Annotated in this window: 18 protein-coding genes; 11 read left to right on the top strand and 7 right to left on the bottom strand. The window is 71.7% G+C overall.

What is annotated here, in order from left to right:
- The first annotated feature begins 132 nt into the window (after positions 1 to 132).
- From GFH48_RS05045 to glpK, 3 genes are all read left to right on the top strand, one after another.
- The gene (locus tag GFH48_RS05045; RefSeq protein ID WP_153287095.1) at positions 133 to 2,013 is read left to right on the top strand and encodes a glycoside hydrolase family 5 protein; all 1,881 of its coding nucleotides are present in this window, start codon (positions 133 to 135) and stop codon (positions 2,011 to 2,013) included.
- 181 nt (positions 2,014 to 2,194) lie between these two features.
- The gene (locus tag GFH48_RS05040) at positions 2,195 to 3,043 is read left to right on the top strand and encodes an MIP/aquaporin family protein (RefSeq protein ID WP_153287094.1); all 849 of its coding nucleotides are present in this window, start codon (positions 2,195 to 2,197) and stop codon (positions 3,041 to 3,043) included.
- Positions 3,044 to 3,067: 24 nt separating this feature from the next.
- A complete protein-coding gene (gene glpK, locus GFH48_RS05035; protein WP_153287093.1) occupies positions 3,068 to 4,585 on the top strand; it encodes a glycerol kinase GlpK in 1,518 nt (505 codons plus the stop codon).
- Between the two features lie 53 nt (positions 4,586 to 4,638).
- Here the strand turns inward: glpK and GFH48_RS05030 are convergent, their stop codons facing one another.
- Positions 4,639 to 4,989, bottom strand: a complete 351-nt coding sequence (locus tag GFH48_RS05030; protein ID WP_153287092.1) for a hypothetical protein — start codon at positions 4,987 to 4,989, stop codon at positions 4,639 to 4,641.
- On the bottom strand, positions 4,986 to 6,671 hold the full coding sequence (gene ctaD / locus GFH48_RS05025) for an aa3-type cytochrome oxidase subunit I (protein WP_228120368.1): 1,686 nt from the start codon (positions 6,669 to 6,671) through the stop codon (positions 4,986 to 4,988). Before ctaD ends, GFH48_RS05030 begins: the two co-directional genes overlap by 4 nt.
- 105 nt (positions 6,672 to 6,776) lie before the next feature.
- Between ctaD and GFH48_RS05020 the strand changes: the two genes are divergently transcribed.
- The 3 genes from GFH48_RS05020 (at position 6,777) to GFH48_RS38465 (ending at position 8,896) form a co-directional block, all read left to right on the top strand.
- Entirely contained in the window at positions 6,777 to 7,340 is a 564-nt protein-coding gene (locus tag GFH48_RS05020; protein ID WP_153287090.1) for an RNA polymerase sigma factor, read from the top strand.
- Entirely contained in the window at positions 7,333 to 8,304 is a 972-nt protein-coding gene (locus tag GFH48_RS05015) for a CU044_5270 family protein (protein ID WP_153287089.1), read from the top strand. The genes GFH48_RS05020 and GFH48_RS05015 overlap by 8 nt, the downstream gene beginning before the upstream one ends.
- Before the next feature lie 418 nt (positions 8,305 to 8,722).
- Positions 8,723 to 8,896: a helix-turn-helix domain-containing protein gene (locus GFH48_RS38465; RefSeq protein ID WP_194280496.1), complete on the top strand. Its 174-nt coding sequence runs from the start codon at positions 8,723 to 8,725 to the stop codon at positions 8,894 to 8,896.
- A 63-nt stretch (positions 8,897 to 8,959) separates the two neighbouring features.
- Here GFH48_RS38465 and GFH48_RS05005 read toward each other — a convergent pair whose 3' ends face one another.
- Positions 8,960 to 9,325: a nuclear transport factor 2 family protein gene (locus GFH48_RS05005; RefSeq protein WP_153287088.1), complete on the bottom strand. Its 366-nt coding sequence runs from the start codon at positions 9,323 to 9,325 to the stop codon at positions 8,960 to 8,962.
- A gap of 173 nt (positions 9,326 to 9,498) precedes the next feature.
- Between GFH48_RS05005 and GFH48_RS05000 the strand changes: the two genes are divergently transcribed.
- Positions 9,499 to 9,795, top strand: a complete 297-nt coding sequence (locus GFH48_RS05000; RefSeq protein ID WP_153287087.1) for a hypothetical protein — start codon at positions 9,499 to 9,501, stop codon at positions 9,793 to 9,795.
- Positions 9,796 to 9,941: 146 nt separating this feature from the next.
- Here the strand turns inward: GFH48_RS05000 and GFH48_RS04995 are convergent, their stop codons facing one another.
- Positions 9,942 to 11,696, bottom strand: coding sequence for an ABC transporter ATP-binding protein (locus GFH48_RS04995; RefSeq protein WP_153287086.1), 1,755 nt, complete (start codon positions 11,694 to 11,696; stop codon positions 9,942 to 9,944).
- A 343-nt stretch (positions 11,697 to 12,039) separates the two neighbouring features.
- On the opposite strand from GFH48_RS04995, the gene GFH48_RS04990 reads away from it, so the two are divergent.
- From GFH48_RS04990 to GFH48_RS04975, 4 genes are all read left to right on the top strand, one after another.
- The gene (locus GFH48_RS04990) at positions 12,040 to 13,125 is read left to right on the top strand and encodes an S-(hydroxymethyl)mycothiol dehydrogenase (RefSeq protein ID WP_153287085.1); all 1,086 of its coding nucleotides are present in this window, start codon (positions 12,040 to 12,042) and stop codon (positions 13,123 to 13,125) included.
- Positions 13,125 to 13,754 (top strand): MBL fold metallo-hydrolase, encoded by a 630-nt coding sequence (locus GFH48_RS04985; protein WP_153287084.1) that lies wholly within the window; start codon positions 13,125 to 13,127, stop codon positions 13,752 to 13,754. The genes GFH48_RS04990 and GFH48_RS04985 overlap by 1 nt, the downstream gene beginning before the upstream one ends.
- 192 nt (positions 13,755 to 13,946) lie before the next feature.
- Positions 13,947 to 14,918: an SDR family oxidoreductase gene (locus GFH48_RS04980; RefSeq protein WP_153287083.1), complete on the top strand. Its 972-nt coding sequence runs from the start codon at positions 13,947 to 13,949 to the stop codon at positions 14,916 to 14,918.
- 137 nt (positions 14,919 to 15,055) lie between these two features.
- Positions 15,056 to 15,868: an SDR family NAD(P)-dependent oxidoreductase gene (locus tag GFH48_RS04975; protein WP_153287082.1), complete on the top strand. Its 813-nt coding sequence runs from the start codon at positions 15,056 to 15,058 to the stop codon at positions 15,866 to 15,868.
- Positions 15,869 to 16,015: 147 nt separating this feature from the next.
- Here the strand turns inward: GFH48_RS04975 and GFH48_RS04970 are convergent, their stop codons facing one another.
- From GFH48_RS04970 to GFH48_RS04960, 3 genes are all read right to left on the bottom strand, one after another.
- Positions 16,016 to 16,600 (bottom strand): Rv1733c family protein, encoded by a 585-nt coding sequence (locus GFH48_RS04970; protein WP_153287081.1) that lies wholly within the window; start codon positions 16,598 to 16,600, stop codon positions 16,016 to 16,018.
- Positions 16,601 to 17,116: 516 nt separating this feature from the next.
- Positions 17,117 to 17,401, bottom strand: a complete 285-nt coding sequence (locus GFH48_RS04965; protein ID WP_194280495.1) for a hypothetical protein — start codon at positions 17,399 to 17,401, stop codon at positions 17,117 to 17,119.
- Positions 17,398 to 18,261: an isocitrate lyase/PEP mutase family protein gene (locus tag GFH48_RS04960; protein WP_153287080.1), complete on the bottom strand. Its 864-nt coding sequence runs from the start codon at positions 18,259 to 18,261 to the stop codon at positions 17,398 to 17,400. The genes GFH48_RS04965 and GFH48_RS04960 overlap by 4 nt, the downstream gene beginning before the upstream one ends.
- Positions 18,262 to 18,288: the final 27 nt, after the last annotated feature.

Raw genomic sequence — 18,288 nt, 5'->3', positions numbered from 1 at the left:
CGACGCCGCCCGCCGACGCGACGGGCGCGTGACGCGACCGCGGGGGACACGGCGGACGGGCGCACGGAGTTGAGACTTACTCATGAGTCAGATGTATTGACCCCTTCGCCGGCGGCGGCGATTGTTGTGGACATGGCGAAGTTGCGTGCGCGTCTGCTCGGCGTCCTCGTACTCCTCACCGGCTTCCTCGCGGCGGCGGGCGCGCGACCCGCCGCCGCGGACGGGCTTCCCGACTCCCTGTGGTTCGACGCGCCCGCCGCCGCCACCCTCACGGTCGACGGCGGACGTTTCACCGACGGGCTCGGGCGTGAGGTCGTCCTGCGCGGCTACAACGTCTCCGGCGAGACGAAGCTGGAGGAGAACGGCGGACTCCCCTTCGCCTCGGTCGCCGACGCCAGGAAGTCGGCGAGGGCCCTGCGTGCCCTCGGCGGCGGCAACTCCGTGCGCTTCCTGTTCTCCTGGGCCCACGCCGAACCCGTACGCGGACAGGTCGACACCGCCTACCTCGACGCGGCCACCGACCAGATGCGCGCCTTCCTGGACGCCGGGATCCGCGTGTACCCCGACTTCCACCAGGACCTCTACTCCCGTCACCTCTTCGGCGAGGGCAGTTGGTACACCGGCGACGGCGCTCCCGAGTGGGCCGTGGACGCGGGGAACTACCCGGGTGAGTCCTGCGGGATCTGTCTCTTCTGGGGTCAGAACATCACCCAGAACGGGGCGGTGACACAGGCGCAGTACGACTTCTGGCACAACGCCCACGGCCTCCAGGACGCCTTCCTGGCCATGGCCCAGGCCACCCTGGCCCATGTGCGACAGCACCTCACCACCGCCGAGTTCGCGGGCGTCGTCGGCTTCGACCCGTTCAACGAGCCGTACGCGGGCAGCTACGACCCAGGGCGGACGAGCCGCGTCTGGGAACGTGACCTGCTCTGGCCGTTCTACGTGCGGTTCCGGGCCCGCATGGACGCCGCCGGCTGGCAGGACAAGCCCGCCTTCGTCGAACCGAACCTCTTCTGGAACGCGAACATCGACTCCCAGAAGCAGGAGGGCGGCCTGCTGGACGCGGGCACTCAGGGACCGCGGTACGTGTTCAACACCCACTTCTACGACCAGAAGGCGATCTCCGGCATCCTGATGTGGGGCAAGGCGGGGGACGGCCAGTACGCCACCGACTTCTCCACGGTGCGCGACCGTGCCGCGGCGGCGGGAACGACGGCGATCGTCAGCGAGTTCGGCCACCCGCTGTCGGGCCTGGTCGCCGACAAGGCCCCGACGGTCCTCAAGGCGATGTACCAGGCTCTGGACTCCCGTCTGCCGGGGGCCGGCTGGTGGTCCCGGCCGACGGCCTCCGGGCCGGTCCTCTCCGGCACCCAGTGGCAGTGGGACCTCTACAGCGGCCGCCATCACGAGCTGATGAACGGCAACGCGAGCAAGGTCCGCACCTCCGGTGACGCCTGGAACGACGAGGATCTGTCCGCCGTACGCCTCGACGACTCCGGCACGGCCGTCCTGCGCCAGGACGGCCGCCTCCTGGACCGTCTCTACCCGAGCGCGACCGCGGGCACCACCCTCGCCTTCACCTACGAGGACCGCTCCCGGGACGGCTCCACCACCCTGACCTGGAACCCGGTCCCGTCCACCCTGCCCCATGTCTCCCAGCTCGTGGGACCGGGCCAGTACGGCCTGCTGGTCTGGCGCTCGGACGGCGGCGCCGCCCCCACGGAACTCCATCTCCCGGCCTCCTTCGCCACCTCGGCCACGACGGTGGTGTCCGACCTCGGTACCGCGTACTCCCCGCCCGCCTACGGCACGGGCACGCCGATCGCCGTGGCCCCGGAGCCGGGCGGCACCGGCGCCCGCCGACTGCTGCTCACCGCGCCGGGCGCGGGGACCCCGCACTACGCGCTGGTCACGAACGGGGCGACGGCACCGTCCGCCGCCCTGCTGAGCGCGGCCCGCTCCGAACTGGCCTCATGGGCCGCCACGGCGGCCGGTCGGCCGACCGGCTGATGGCGCCGGCGGGCTTGTCACCCGTCGCCTGTCGCCCTTGGTCCGTCACCCAGGAAAGGTGACCATCTGTGACGCCCCATATCTGCCCGTAAATGCGGTTATTCCATGATCGACCTATGCTGAGGTCGGAAAAGCTCGGGCAGTCGACGGCCGGTTCCGAGCCGGCGGGAAGCGGGCGTCCATGACGGAGCGGTTCAACAGGCTGGGCCTGGTCGGTGAAATGGCCGCCGAATTCGTCGGCACCATGGTGCTGATCCTCTTCGGCTGCGCCGTGGTGGCGCAGGTCGCAGCCGGCGGCGCGCTCACGACCCCGCCGGGCGGCCTCGGCGACCACGACAGCATCTCCTGGGCGTGGGGCATCGGCGTCACCATGGGCGTCTACGTAGCGGCCCGTCTCAGCGGCGCCCATCTCAACCCCGCGGTGACGGTGACACTCGCGACGTTCAAGGGATTCCCCTGGCGCAAGGTGGCGCCGTACGCGCTCGCCCAGACGGCCGGCGCCTTCGTGGCGGCCCTGCTCGTGCGCTGGAACTACACCGAGGCACTGGCGAAGGCCGACCCCGGCCACACCATCAAGACGCAGACGGTGTTCTCCACGCTGCCCGCCAACGGCAACCCGAACCTGCCGGTCCACGAGTGGGGCGCGTTCCGCGACCAGGTCATCGGCACGGCCCTGCTGCTGCTCCTGATCCTGGCCATCACGGACATGCTCAACACACCCCCCGGCGCCAACCTGGGTGCCTTCATCACCGGTCTGGTCGTCGTCGGCATCGGTATGGCCTGGGGCACCAACGCGGGCTACGCCATCAACCCCGCGCGCGACTTCGGTCCCCGCCTGGCCAGCTTCCTCACCGGGTATCGGGGCGCGTGGCGGGACCAGTACGGAAACCTCTACTTCTGGGTGCCGATCGTCGGCCCGCTGGTCGGCGGTCTGCTCGGCGGGGCGCTGTACAAGGGCGTCGTCGGCCGGTTCCTGCCCTCCGCGGAGCCGGAGCCTCCCGGCCGTGTCCCGGCCTCCGAGGCGGGCTGACACCTCTGTCGAAGGCGGCACTCCATGGCTGATTTCGTCGGCGCGGTGGACCAGGGGACGACCAGCACCCGGTTCATGATCTTCGATCACGCGGGCAACGAGGTGGCGAAGCACCAGCTGGAGCACACCCAGATCCTTCCGCGCTCCGGCTGGGTCGAGCACGATCCGGTGGAGATCTGGGAGCGCACCGACGCGGTGATGGAGAACGCGCTGCGGCACGGGAACCTGTCCGCGGCCGACCTGGCGGCGATCGGCATCACCAACCAGCGCGAGACCACCGTCGTCTGGGACCCGCGCAACGGCCGTCCCTATTACAACGCGATCGTCTGGCAGGACACCCGCACCGACTCCATCGCCGCGGCCCTCGAACGCTCGGGCCGCGGCGACGTCATCCGCCGCAAGGCCGGTCTGCCGCCGGCGACGTACTTCTCCGGCGGCAAGATCCAGTGGATCCTGGAGAACGTGGACGGCGTCCGCGAGGCGGCGGAGAAGGGACACGCCGTCTTCGGCAACACGGACTGCTGGGTCCTGTGGAACCTCACCGGCGGCCCGCGGGGAGGCGTCCACGCCACCGACGTCACCAACGCCTGCCGCACCATGCTGATGGACCTGGAGACCCTCGACTGGGACGACGAACTGCTGGGCTTCTTCGGCGTCCCGCGGCGGATGCTGCCCACCATCAACGCCTCGTCCCACCCGGAGGCGTACGGGGTGACACGCGCCGACGGGCCCCTGCGGGCCTCGGTCCCGGTCACCGGGGTGCTCGGCGACCAGCAGGCGGCCACCGTCGGACAGGTCTGCTACGCGCCGGGCGAGGCCAAGAACACCTACGGCACCGGCAACTTCCTCGTCCTCAACACCGGTACGGAACCGGTCCGTTCGCAACACGGCCTGCTCACCACCGTGGCCTACCGGTTCGGCGACAGCCCGGCGGTCTACGCCCTGGAGGGCTCCATCGCGGTGACCGGGTCGGCGGTGCAGTGGCTGCGCGACCAGATGAAGATCATCAAGAACGCGGCCGGGAGCGAGACGCTGGCCCGTACGGTCGAGGACAACGGAGGCGTGTACTTCGTCCCCGCGTTCTCGGGACTGTTCGCCCCGTACTGGCGCTCCGACGCCCGCGGCGCGATCGTCGGCCTCGCCCGGTACAACGACAGCGGACACCTGGCCCGGGCCACCCTGGAAGCCATCTGCTACCAGAGCCGTGACGTCGTCGAGGCCATGGAACAGGACTCCGGAGTCCATCTCGACGTGCTCAAGGTCGACGGCGGTGTGACCGCCAACGACCTGTGCATGCAGATCCAGGCCGACGTCCTCGGCGTACCGGTCAGCCGGCCGGTCGTCGCCGAGACCACCGCCCTCGGCGCGGCCTACGCGGCGGGCCTGGCCGCCGGGGTCTGGCATGACACCGACGAACTGCGCACCCACTGGAACGAGTCCAGGCGCTGGGAGCCCCAGTGGTCCGAGGACCGGCGCGAGGAGGGGTACGCGGGATGGAAGAAGGCGGTGCGGCGGACGCTCGACTGGACCGCGGTCGAATAGACCCGCCCCGGCCACGCATCCGCACGCTCCCACGGCACCCGCGCCCCCTCCTGTCAGCGCGCGCTGACCGAGGTGAGCGTCACCAGGGCCAGGACGACGGCGCCGAGGAGGAACGCGGTGCACAGCCGGCGCCGCAGCGCGCGGTACGCCGCCTCGTACTCGGCCCGCAGTTCCCGGCCGCGAAGCGCCGTCCGCTCCCAGGAACGGCGCGAGAGCGCCAGGTGGTCACGCGCGTAGACCTGCTCCACCTCCTCCCGCTGGGTGTCCGTCAGCCAGGGCAGTGACCGGGCGAAGCGAGCCGCCTCCGTCCGCCCCTCGGCACGTGTGGCCTCGATCAGCAGATGGCCTTCCAGTTCGCTGATGAGGACCCGCGGATCGATCGGGCGGTCGTCCATGGCCGTCATCGCGGTCGCCTCGGCGCCGCCTCCAACTGCGGGCGCGCGGCGCCGACCTCCGGATGGTGGAGGTCGAAGGCCGGGGATTCGCTGCGGATCCGCGGCAGCGTGCGGAAGTTGTGGCGCGGCGGCGGACAGGACGTGGCCCACTCCAGTGAACGGCCGTATCCCCACGGGTCGTCCACCTCGACCTTCTTGCCGTACTTGGCGGTCTTCCAGATGTTGTAGAAGAACGGCAGGAGGGAACTGCCCAGCAGGAAGGAGAAGATGGTCGACACCGTGTTGAGGGTGGTCAGTCCCTCCACGGCCAGGTAGTCGGGGATGCGGCGCTGCATGCCGTTCGCGCCCAGCCAGTGCTGGACCAGGAACGTGCCGTGGAAGCCCACGAAAAGCGTCCAGAAGGTGATCTTGCCGAGCCGCTCGTCGAGCATCTTGCCCGTCATCTTCGGCCACCAGAAGTGGAAGCCGGAGAACATCGCGAACACGACCGTACCGAAGATCACGTAGTGGAAGTGCGCCACCACGAAGTAGCTGTCCGAGACGGGGAAGTCCATCGGCGGCGACGCGAGCATCACTCCGGTCAGACCGCCGAAGACGAAGGTGATGAGGAAGCCGGTGGCCCAGAGCATCGGTGTCTCGAAGGAGAGCGAGCCCTGCCACATCGTTCCGATCCAGTTGAAGAACTTCACGCCGGTCGGTACGGCGATGAGGAACGTCATGAAGGAGAAGAACGGGAGCAGCACGCCTCCGGTGACGTACATGTGGTGCGCCCAGACGGTCACGGACAGGCCCGCGATCGAGATGGTCGCGCCGATCAGGCCCATGTATCCGAACATCGGCTTGCGCGAGAAGACCGGGATGACCTCGGAGATGATCCCGAAGAACGGCAGGGCGATGATGTACACCTCCGGATGCCCGAAGAACCAGAAGAGGTGCTGCCACAGCAGCGCTCCGCCGTTCGACGCGTCGAAGACATGGGCGCCGAACTTGCGGTCCGCCTCCAGGGCGAACAGGGCCGCCGCCAGGACGGGGAAGGCGAGCAGCACCAGGACACCGGTGAGCAGCACGTTCCAGACGAAGATGGGCATCCGGAACATCGTCATGCCGGGTGCGCGCATGCAGATGATGGTGGTGATGAAGTTGACCGCGCCGAGGATCGTGCCGAAGCCGGAGAAGGCCAGACCCATGATCCACATGTCGGCGCCCGCGCCCGGCGAATGGACCGCGTCCGAGAGCGGCGCGTAGGCGAACCAGCCGAAGTCGGCCGCACCCTGCGGGGTCAGGAAGCCGCCCACGGCGATCAGCGAGCCGAAGAGGTACAGCCAGTACGCGAACATGTTCAGCCGCGGGAACGCCACGTCCGGCGCGCCGATCTGCAGCGGCATGATCCAGTTCGCGAAGCCGGCGAACAGCGGCGTCGCGAACATCAGCAGCATGACCGTGCCGTGCATCGTGAACGCCTGGTTGAACTCCTCGTTCGACATGATCTGCAGTCCCGGCCGGGCCAGCTCGGCGCGCATCAGCAGCGCCATGACGCCGCCGACGCAGAAGAAGCCGAACGCCGTGACCAGATACAGCGTGCCGATCGTCTTGTGGTCCGTGGTGGTCAGCCACTTCACCGCGGCCGCTCCGGGACGAGGCGCCGGCCCGGGAACGGCTGCGGGCGGCGGCGTGACAGTAGTGCTCTCCATGCCCCGCCTGTGTCCGGCGCCGGCGCCGGCGTCACACTGGAGGCAAGCGACGAGCGTCACACCGGAGGTGGTGACGTTCGCAGGACTGCCGGACAGATACGGAACATGAGCAACGACGAGACCTTCGCCGCTGCCTATCGCGAGCACTACTGGGCGGTCAGCCGCTACGTGGCGAGGCGACTGGACGGCCGGAGCGGTGATGTGGAGGAGGTGGTGGCGGAGGTCTTCACCGTCGCCTGGCGGCGCCGGTCCGACCTTCCGCCCTTCCCGCTCCCCTGGCTGTACGGGGTGGCACGCCACTGTCTGGCCAACGCCGTACGCGGCTACGGGCGGCGCCGCAGACTCCTCGACCGGCTCGGCAACGACGAGAGCGCGCACGGCAGACAGGTGGTCGAGAGCCCCGACTCAGGGTCGCCGGGCGACTGGGTGCACGAGGCACTGGTCCGGCTCTCACCGGCGGACCAGGAAATACTGCGCCTCACGGCCTGGGAGGAACTCGGCGTCGACGAGGTCGCCGTCGCCCTCGGCTGCGGCACCCGCGCCGCGGCGATGCGCCTGCACCGCGCCCGCCGCCGACTCAGAGCCGAGATCGACCGTCCGCACCTCACCGCGGTCCCCGCCACCGCGACGCCCCGCCACGACATCCCGAAGGAGCACGGCCATGGCTGACGAGCTCGACCTCCTGCGCCGCGCCAACCCGGTACCGCCCGGCGACGGCCGCTTCCACGACCGGCCGCTCGACCAGCACGCCGAGCGCCGCCTCAACCAGCTGCTGCACAGCGGACGCCCGCGCCGGCTGCGCCGCTGGGTCCTGAGTGTCGGGACCGCTGCCGCCGCCGGCGTGGTCGCCCTGACGCTCCTGCTGTCGGGGCCGGCCGCCACCCCCGCGGTGGCCGCGCCCCGCCCCCTGATGATCGAGTCCGGCTCCGCTCCCGTGCCGCTGGACCGGATCGCCGAACGGGCGGCGGCCGACGGTTCCCTGCGGCTGCGCCAGGGCACCCACGTCCAGACCTGGAGCCTGGCCATGACGGCCGGCACCGGCGCCCGGCGGGCGGTGACGCTGCCCGAGGAACGGGTGATGCGGTGGCACGCGGACGGCAGCGCCACGGAACTCGTCGTGGCCACCGACCCGCGCCACCCGGGGGGACCCGTCATCACCGACGCCGACCCCGTCCCGCGCATCGTCGAGGACGGCCACGTCCTCAGCAGGCGGACCTACCCGCCCAGCTGGAGCGATGCCCCGCCCCGGGCCACCCCGCCGCACGACATCGGGCGGCTGCGCGCCTACCTCGACGAACTCAACCGGACCGAACCGCTGGGCACGCCCGAACTCCTCGACGCCGTCAGCGAGCTGCTGGGCAACTGGACGCTCGGTTCACGCGAGAACGCCACGCTGGTCCGCCTCCTGGCCGAGGCCAAGGGCCTGCGGCCGGCCGGCGCGGTCACCGACCGTCTGCGCCGCCCGGGACAGGCGTACGTGTACGACGACACCGCGCACGGCCTGCGCCGGATGCTGATCCTGGACCCGGCGACCGGCGCCGTACTCGGCCTGGAGGACACCGTCACGAGGGGCGCCGCCGAGGTCGGCGTCCGGGCCGGGGACGTGATGTCGTACAGCGCGTGGATGCGCTGAGCGCCTCACCTCCGACACCCGGTCGGCGTGCGGCGCCGGTGGCAGCCCGCTCGGGCGGCGGTCCTCGCCGGTGGCAGCCGGCTCCGGCGGCGGTCCGCTCCGGTGGCACCGCGAGCGTCGTCGGGCCGGCGCCGCCGTCGGCGGGTGCGATCAGCCGCTCCGCTCGCCCGTCGTGGGCGCCGCCGTCGGGTCGGTCCCGCCGCACAGGCCCACCGGGAGACCCTCGACTCGGACGGACTGCGGCACTGGCGGTTCAAGGTGCTCCTGATGCTGCGCAGGTCGGGCCCGCCGCACGCGGCGAGCCCGTCACACCTCGCCGACCTGCTCGGTCTGACCCGCGGCGTCGTCGGCGCGGCTCGCCCCGCTGGAGGACGCGGGACTGATCAACCGTACGCACGAGACGGCCGACCGCCGGCGGATGGAGGTACGGCTCACCGAGGCCGGATACGCCGCGTGCGAACAGCACGCGGTGCCGGAGGAAGCGGGTGAGAACGCGCTGCTCGCAGTGCTGACCGCAGCAGAGAAGCGGACACTCGCAGACCTGCTGCGGAAACTGGTCGTGGCCGCGGAGTCCGGCGCGACCGTCCCATAGCCACCTTGGCCGAGAAGGTCCAGGTCAGACGGGAGGACACCTGGACCTTCGGCCAGTTCCTCCCTACTCGTCCCATGCCTGCAGCAGCGTGTGCTCGACGATCTTGCCGTCCCGCAGGGACATCATCGAGCTGGCCAGTACCCGCACGCCGTCCGGGTAGAGGCAGGACTCGGTGAAGGCGACGTGGTCGCCCTGGACGACACACTGTTCGAGCTTGTGGATCATGTCCCGGCTGTAGACGTCGTTCAGCATGTCGGCGATCTCGCCACGACCGTGTTTCACCATCGGGTGACTCGGCTGCGTGTTGCGGTCGACGATCCGTATCTCCGCGTCGTCCGCGTACAGCGCCAGCATGTCCGCCGCGTCGTGTCCTTCGATTCCGCGGCGCAGCGCTTCGGTGTCGAAGGCGGGGCCTGCCATGGTGCCCATATATGACCTCCTCGGAAGGCCGCGGCCCGGTGAGGAGCGGGCCGCGAGGGGCCTCTCCTCCGAGACTCCTCCGCCGCACAGCCCACGGCAAGCCCAGCCCTCACGATGAGCCTCTCGGGTGAGCGGCGCGGTCCGGCCGTGACCGGGCGGGGTCCGGCGCCGTTGCTGAAGGCATGATCTCAACACGACGTATGGTCGCCGCCGTCGGTCTCGCCGTCGGTGTCACGGGCCTGGCCGCGCCGATGGCCTCCGCGGCCGCCCCCGAGGCCCCGGACGCGGGACGGCTGAACCCGATCACCCAGCTCGACTCGCTCGCGACGAGCGGCCTCCCTGCCGAGCACCGCGAGGACATCCCGCGGATCTCCAACCAGCTGGCCGGGCTCAACCACCTCAACGACCTGGGCCAGCTGCACCAGCTCACCGACATGGCCGCCCCCGTCACCGGGTTGCTCCCGGGCATCGAGGCCTGAACCTCCCGCCGAGCCCCGTACCCCCCTGCCCCCGGCACACGTGCCAGGGGCAGGTTCGTGTCCGCGCCGCCCGCCCCGCCCGCCGCGGTTCGCCCGGTGAAGAGGCCTGCGCCCCGCGGGCGCCCCGGCCGCGACGGCGCGGAACCTCAGCCCGCCGTGGCGAGGAACTGCGTGGCGGCCAGCTCGGCGTAGAGCGGATCTCCCGCCACCAGCTCCCGGTGGGTTCCCACCGCGCGCACCCGGCCCGCGTCCATGACGACGATGCGGTCGGCCGTCGTGACGGTGGACAGCCGGTGCGCGACGACGAGGACCGTCGTCGTCCGCGCGACATCGGTGACCGTGTCCCGCAGCGCGGCCTCGTTCACGGCGTCGAGCTGGGAGGTCGCCTCGTCGAGGAGCAGCAGACGCGGGCGGCGCAGCAGGGCGCGGCCGATCGCGACCCGCTGGCGTTCACCGCCCGACAGCTTGGTGCCGCGATGCCCCACCAGCGTGTCGAGACCCCGCGGCAGCCGGGCCACCAGCCCGTCCAGGCGTGTCGTCCTCACCACCCGGGCCAGCTCCGCCTCGTCGGCCTCCGGGTTGCCCAGCAGCAGATTGTCCCGCAGGGAACCCGACAGGACCGGAGCGTCCTGCTCCACGTAGCCGATGGCGGACCTGAGCTGCGCCAGGTTCCAGTCCTCCAGCGGACGGCCGTCCACCGTGATCACGCCGGCCTCGGGGTCGTAGAACCGCTCGATGAGGGAGAACACGGTGGTCTTGCCCGCGCCGGACGGGCCGACGAAGGCCGTCATGCCGCGCGCCGGTACGGTGAACGTCACGCCGTGATGGACGTACTGCAGATCGTCGGCGTACCGGAAGCGGACGTCGTCGAAGGCGAGGGAGGCGGGCGCCGAGCCGGGCGTCGGCAGCGGTGCGGGGAGCGCGGCCGGCTCCGCGGGCAGCCGCAGCGCCTCCTGGATCCGGGCGAGCGCCGCGGCACCGGTCTGGTACTGCGTGATCGCGCCGACGACCTGCTGGATCGGCGACATGAGGTAGAAGACGTACAGAAGGAAGGCGACCAGGGTGCCGACACCGATGGCGCCGGTCGCCACCCGCGCGCCGCCCACCGCGAGCACCGTGATGAAGGCGATCTGCATCGCGAGCCCCGCCGTGTTCCCCGCCGCCGCCGACCACTTGGCGGCCCGCACGCTCTGCCGCCAGGACTCCTCCGCCGCCGCGTGGATGGTCCGCTCCTCGCGGTGCTCGGCCCCGGACGCCTTGATCGTGCGCAGCGCCCCGAGGATCCGCTCCAGCGCGGCGCCCATCACGCCGACGGCGTCCTGCGCCTGCTTGCTGGCCCGGTTGATGCGCGGCACGATCAGGCCGAGCACCGTTCCCGCGCACAGGATCACCCCGAGGGTGACACCGAGCAGCACCACGTCGACGAGCCCCATCATCACCACCGTCGCGACGAGCGTGAGACCGCCGGTGCCGATGCCGACGAGCGAGTCGGTGGTGACCTCGCGCAGCAGGGTCGTGTCGGAGGTGATGCGGGCCATCAGGTCGCCCGGCTCACTGCGGTCCACGGCCGGTATGCGCAGCCGCAGCAGATAGGACGACAGGGCACGCCGGGCGCCGAGCACCACCGACTCGGCGGTGCGCCGCAGCACGTACGAACCCAGAGCGCCGACCGCCGCGTTGGTCACCACGAGCGCCGCCATGCCGAGCAACGCCCGCCCGATGGGCCGGTCGTGCGACAGGTCGTCGATGAGCCCGCGCGCCACCAGCGGCAGCAGCAGACCCGTCCCACCGGTCGTCAGGGCCAGCAGGGCACCCGCGAACAGCGCCCACCGATGCGGGCGTACGTATCCGAGGAGCAGCCGCCAGGCGGGTGGTTCGGCTTGCGTCCCTGCGATGGTCACGGCGCTCCTTGCGGGAAGGGATCGGGAAGGGGTGAGGATGCCTCAGGCTACGTCGGCGCCGGCACCGTACGGGCACCGGTCGCCCGCCTGTACAAGGTGGATCGGCCACGCATCGACGCCGGGCCGGAGGGAGCCTCGGCCCGGCGGGCGGGCAGCCGTCGGGCAGCCGGAACAGGGCGTCCGCCGGGCCCTGTCCGGCGTCCCTCGTGACGCTTCCCGTGGAGCGGGGGCCGGCGGCCCGGCACCCGGCGGCCGAGGTGACCGAGGACCAGCCGACCTGCTACCGGCCGGTCACACCGTAGGGTCGGTCGACGAACGTCGATCTACGAAAGGGTTCACCACCATGGCGCAGGAAGTACGTGGCGTGATCGCCCCGGGCAAGAACGAACCGGTGCGCGTGGAGACCATCGTCGTGCCTGACCCGGGGCCGGGAGAGGCCGTGGTCAAGATCCAGGCGTGCGGGGTCTGCCACACCGACCTGCACTACAAGCAGGGCGGCATCAACGACGACTTCCCGTTCCTGCTCGGCCACGAGGCCGCGGGCGTCGTGGAGTCGGTCGGCGACGGGGTCACGGACGTCGCCCCGGGCGACTTCGTCATCCTCAACTGGCGGGCCGTGTGCGGGCAGTGCCGGGCGTGTCTGCGCGGGCGGCCCTGGTACTGCTTCAACACCCACAACGCGAAGCAGAAGATGACGCTCACGGACGGCACCGAGCTGTCCCCGGCCCTGGGCATCGGCGCCTTCGCCGAGAAGACCCTGGTCGCCGCCGGACAGTGCACCAAGGTCGACCCGGCCGTCTCCCCGGCGGTCGCCGGGCTCCTCGGCTGCGGTGTGATGGCGGGGATCGGCGCCGCCATCAACACCGGCAACGTCGGCCGGGGCGACTCCGTGGCCGTCATCGGCTGCGGAGGCGTCGGCGACGCGGCGATCGCGGGCGCCCGGCTGGCCGGCGCCGCGAAGATCATCGCCGTCGACATCGACGACCGGAAGCTGGCCACCGCCTCGAAGCTCGGCGCGACGCACACCGTCAACTCCACCTCGACCGACCCCGTCGCCGCGATCCAGGAGCTGACCGGAGGCTTCGGCGCCGACGTCGTCATCGACGCGGTCGGGCGCCCGGAGACGTACCAGCAGGCGTTCTACGCCCGCGACCTCGCGGGCACGGTGGTCCTGGTCGGCGTCCCGACCCCGGAGATGAAGCTGGAGCTGCCGCTCCTCGACGTCTTCGGACGCGGCGGAGCCCTCAAGTCGTCCTGGTACGGCGACTGCCTGCCGTCCCGCGACTTCCCGATGCTGATCGACCTGCACCTCCAGGGACGACTGGACCTGGGGGCGTTCGTGAGCGAGACGATCGCCCTGGACGAGATCGAGCCCGCCTTCGAGCGGATGCACCACGGTGACGTACTGCGCTCGGTGGTGATGTTCTGATGACCGCGCGCATCGAACACCTCGTCACCTCGGGGACCTTCTCGCTCGACGGCGGAACCTGGGACGTCGACAACAACGTGTGGATCGTCGGGGACGACCACGAGGCGATCGTCATCGACGCCGCGCACGACGCCGACGCGATCGCCGAGGCGGTGGGCGACCGGCGGCTGCTCGCCATCGTGTGCACCCACGCCCACAACGACCACATCGACGCCGCGCCCGCCCTCGCCGAGCGCACCGGCGCCACGATCTGGCTCCACCCCGACGATCTGCCGCTGTGGAAGCAGACCCATCCCGACCGGCTGCCCGACGCCTGGCTGCAGGACGGACAGGTGATCGAGGCGGCCGGCGCCGATCTGACCGTCCTGCACACGCCCGGCCACGCCCCGGGCGCGGTCTGCCTCTACGACGCGGGGCTGGGCACCGTGTTCACCGGGGACACCCTCTTCCAGGGCGGTCCGGGAGCCACCGGTCGCTCCTACTCGCACTTCCCGACGATCGTCGCGTCGATCCGCGAGCGTCTGCTCGGTCTGCCGGACGACACCGTCGTGCGCACCGGGCACGGCGACCCGACCACGATCGGCGCCGAGGCGCCGCACCTGGAGGAGTGGATCGCGCGCGGCCACTGAGCCGGCGCGCCGGGACGGGGCGGAACAGGCACCCGTGACCCGGCATCCGGGAAACGTGACCTGACACCCCGGATACCTGACAGAAGATGTCCGGCTTCCACGTCACGCTCGTAGCGACCCCTCGATGAGGACACCACAGGGGCACTGCGAGAACGTACGAACGCGAGAACGTACGGAACATGGAGGTCGGACATGTCAGGACCGCTGAAGGGCAAGGTCGCACTGGTCGCGGGGGCCACCCGGGGAGCGGGACGGGGGATCGCCGCGGAACTCGGCGCGGCCGGTGCCACCGTCTACGTGACCGGGCGCAGCACCCGCGGACGGCGCTCGGAGTACGACCGCCCCGAGACGATCGAGGACACCGCGGAACTGGTGGACGCGGCGGGCGGCGTCGGTGTCGCCGTGCCCACCGACCACCTCGACCCCGCTCAGGTCGAGGCGCTGGTCGCACGCGTCGACGACGAACAGGGCCGGCTCGATGTCCTGGTCAACGACATCTGGGGCGGCGAGAAACTCTTCGAGTGGGACGCCCCGGTCTGGGAGCACGACCTCGACAACGGACTGCGGCTGCTCCGGCTCGCCGTCGAGACGCACGCCGTCACCAGCCACCACGCGCTTCCCCTGCTGCTGCGCCACCCCGGCGGCCTCGTCGTCGAGATGACCGACGGCACCGCGGAGTACAACCAGGACACCTACCGCGTCTCCTTCTTCTACGACCTCGCCAAGGCGTCGGTCCTGCGCATGGCGTTCGCGCTGGGACACGAACTGGGCCCGCGCGGAGCCACCGCGGTCGCGCTCACCCCGGGATGGCTGCGCTCCGAGATCATGCTGGAGGCCTTCGGGGTCACCGAGGAGAACTGGCGCGACGCTACGGAGCGTGTGCCGCGCTTCGGGATCTCCGAGACCCCCGGCTACGTCGGCCGCGCCGTGGCCGCGCTGGCCGCCGACCCGGACGTCGCGCGCTGGAACGGGCAGTCCCTCTCCAGCGGCCAGCTGGCGCGGGTGTACGGATTCACCGACCACGACGGCAGCCGCCCGGACGCCTGGCGCTACATGACCGAGGTCCAGGACGCGGACGGACCGGCGGGCGGCACGGACGGGACGGACGCGGGCGGCGACGGCGGCGGACCCGACGCCCAGGCGGTCATCGAGACCTATCGCTGACACTCCCGCCTCGGCCGGCCGGGCCGCTCCGCGCGCCGTACGCCCGACAGCCGTACGCCCGACAAGGTGTCGCAGGAACGCGGACTTGGGCGCACGCTGTCTGTCCCCGTGTCGATCACGGCAGTACCTTCGCTGCCATGACTGCGACGACCGCCACGAGGCGCTTCGAAGGACACGGGGTTGTGATCACGGGTGCGGCCCGCGGCATCGGGGCGGCCACCGCCCGCCGGTTCGCCGACGAGGGCGCCCACGTGCTGCTCACCGACGTGGACCTGCCCGAGGCGGAGAAGACGGCCGCGTCGATCCGTGAACTCGGCGGGCGGGCCGAGGCGTACGTCTGCGACGTGGGGGACCGCGCGTCGGTCGACCGGGCCGTCGAGCATGCGGTCCACGCTCTGGGCTCGCTGGACGTCCTGGTCAACAACGCCTACGGATGCACCCCCGACGAGCCGCTCTTCGAGGACGAGCCGGATGAGGTGTGGGCCCACGACCTCGACCTCACGCTGACCGGCGCGTACCGGTGCTCCCGCGCGGCGCTGCCGCACCTGGTGGCCTCCGGCCGTGGCGCGATCGTCCACATCGGCTCCGTGAACGGCATCCAGGACTTCGGCAACCACGCCTACAGCGCCGCCAAGGCGGGTCTCATCTCCCTGACCCGTACGCTCGCCGGTCACGCCGCGCCCCGGGGGGTGCGTGTCAACCTGGTCGCGCCGGGCACGGTCCGCACCACGGCGTGGGAAGGGCGGGAGGACGACCTCGCCATGGCCACGGAGCTCTACCCGCTGGGGCGGGTCGGAGAACCGGACGACATCGCGGCCGCCGTAGCCTTCCTCGCTTCCCGTGACGCGTCCTGGATCACCGGGACCACGCTGTGCGTGGACGGCGGGCTGCTGGCGGTCAACTCCGGTTTCCGTGCCGCGGTACGGCGCGGTGAGGAGGGGCGCGAGTAGCGGCCGGACCGCGTGGAAGCGGTGACCATCTGGTGCGGCTGGTGCGGCTGGTGCGGCTGGTGCGGCTGGTGCGTCGGGCGTCCCGGGTGACCGCACGTCGCTCTCGACCGCCGGTCGCGCCGCGTCCATCCCGAGTGTCCCGGGTGGTCAAGGGGTCTTGTGCCCCCAGCGCGGGCCCACCTGCTCCCACGCGCGGGCCCACTCGTCGTAGCGGCGCCGGTCGAGCCGCCACCGGGCGAGGCGGCCGGCGGCGAACACCAGGCTGCCGAAGGCGATCGCTGCGCCCGTACCGAGGGCTCCCGCCTCGGCGGACGCCGTGCCCGGATCGGGAGGCCGGGTGGTGAGCCGCCCCTTCTGGTCGAGCCAGACCACGATCTTCGACCCGGCCGGGTGCCCGGAGTTCACCAGGGTCCGGCCCGTGTGGCGGGCGCCGTCCGGCCCCGTCCAGCGGACCGTCGCGCGAACACCGTCGTAGACCGGGCCGTCCCCGGTCGGCAGTGTCCGGGCCGTGTTGTCGACGAGGACGGCCGGGACCGGATGGCGTTCGTGCCGCAGCCGGGCGAAGGACGCGTCGGCGGTGTGGGCCGCCACCAGACCGACGAGGGCGCCTCCCACCAGGATGACCGTCCAGACGACCAGTACGATCCAGGCCTCCACGACATCGTCGTGCCGGCGCAGCGGATTGCTCCGCCACCGCCAGCACCACCGCTTCGTACGCCGTGTCCTGTGCATCGCCGCACCTCCTCGTCGTGCCTACGGCCAGGTGGCGCCCGGTGAACGAGGGGCGGCGGGGCCGACCGGACGGATCACGGGACCGTCCGGCCCTCGTTCGCACGCGGGGGCCGTTCCGTCCTGGCCGGGAGGGGCTGCGTAGGGCCCGCCCGTCCGGGAACGGGGACCGATCGGCCCGTGCGCAGCGCGGGCGCGAGGGGCCGGTGAAGGGATGTCAGGGCCGAGGCGCCTGGGCGGGAAGGGCCCCACCCGCTTCTCGCGGGTCCTGATTGTGCGGTGCACGGCCGCAGGCCGCTTCTCCGCGTCCTTCCCGGGTCCTTCCCGTCCACTCCAGGACAGCACGTGCGGCACGGAACCGCCAGGGCCGATCGGCCCCGCCGGCCGCCCCGTGACCTGGCCGACCCCTCGTGAGCAGCGACGGGACCGTCCGTCCGCCGAAGATTCCCGCCCGGGACGGCCGGAGCGCCGGCCGGTCGGAGGGGCGGACCGGCGGGGGTGCCCCGGCGGTCCCGGAGGTCAGTCGTCGTCCCGCGTCCCGGCGCCCTCCTCGTGCGGGTGTGCCGCGACGAGGGCCTCCACCATGTCGACGGCGCTGCCCTCGTGGTCGCTGCCGGCCGTTCCGCTGCCCTGCTGGACGTTGGCGGCCCGGTCCACCTCGAGGATCGAGTCGGCGTGCGAGTTGTCCAGCACGGTGATGAGGCTGTCGCCCGCGACCGCCGGTGCCGCCCCGGCACCCAGCAGGGCAAGCGTCAGTACGGCGGCCGTGCGCAGACGCGGCGACGGCGCCGGCCGCGGTGTCACGCGCGCACGCCCTGGGGCTCCGGCCGCAGACGGGCGATGTTGCGCTCCAGCAGCCGGGTGGCGGTCGCGACACCGACACCGTTCGTCGTGTCCACCACCGGGAGCCGGCCGTCCGCCGCCCTGAGGTCGGCGAGTGCGGAGTGCATCGCCTGGTGGGCCGCGAACAGGCACGGCGTGCTGTAGATGGCGACGTCCACGCCGAGTTCGGACAGCTCGCCCAGGGAGAGCCGGGGCGACTTGCCGCCCGCGATCTGGTTGAACAGCAGGGGCTTGTCACCGACCACCTCGCGGATCCGCCGGATCCATTCCACGCTGCGCACCCCGTCGACGAGCACCACGTCCGCGCCGGTCGCGGCGAGCGTCTCGGCCCGGTGCAGGATGTCGTTCTCGTCGGTCGCGTCCGTACGGGCCACCACGACCATGTCCTGCCGGGTCGCCAGCACCATCTCCAGCTTGGCGAGGTACTCGGACAGCGGCAGCACCTGCTTGCCGTCGGCGTGCCCGCACCGGCGCGGCCGCTTCTGGTCCTCCAGGATCACCCCCGACGCCCCGATCCGCTCCAGCCCCTCCACCACATGACAGGCGACCTCGGGATCGACGTACCCGTCGTCGATGTCCACCAGCAGGTGGTGCCGCGGGAACGCGCCCCGCAGTCGCTGGACGAACGCCACCATGTCCGGCCAGGCGATGAATCCGATGTCCGGCAGCCCGTAGTACGAGGCCGCGAAGCCGAAGCCGGAGACGAACATCCCGTCGTAGTGCTCGGCCGCGATCGACGCCGAGTACATGTCGTACACACCGATCAGCGGAGTGGTCTCCGGGCCGGCGATCTGTTCCCTCAGCTTCTTCCCGTAGGTCAACGTCCGGTTCCTTCCTCGGGGCTCGAC

Source organism: Streptomyces fagopyri, assembly GCF_009498275.1.
GTDB classification, from domain to species: domain Bacteria; phylum Actinomycetota; class Actinomycetes; order Streptomycetales; family Streptomycetaceae; genus Streptomyces; species Streptomyces fagopyri.
This window is presented reverse-complemented; position numbering and strand designations above follow the sequence as displayed.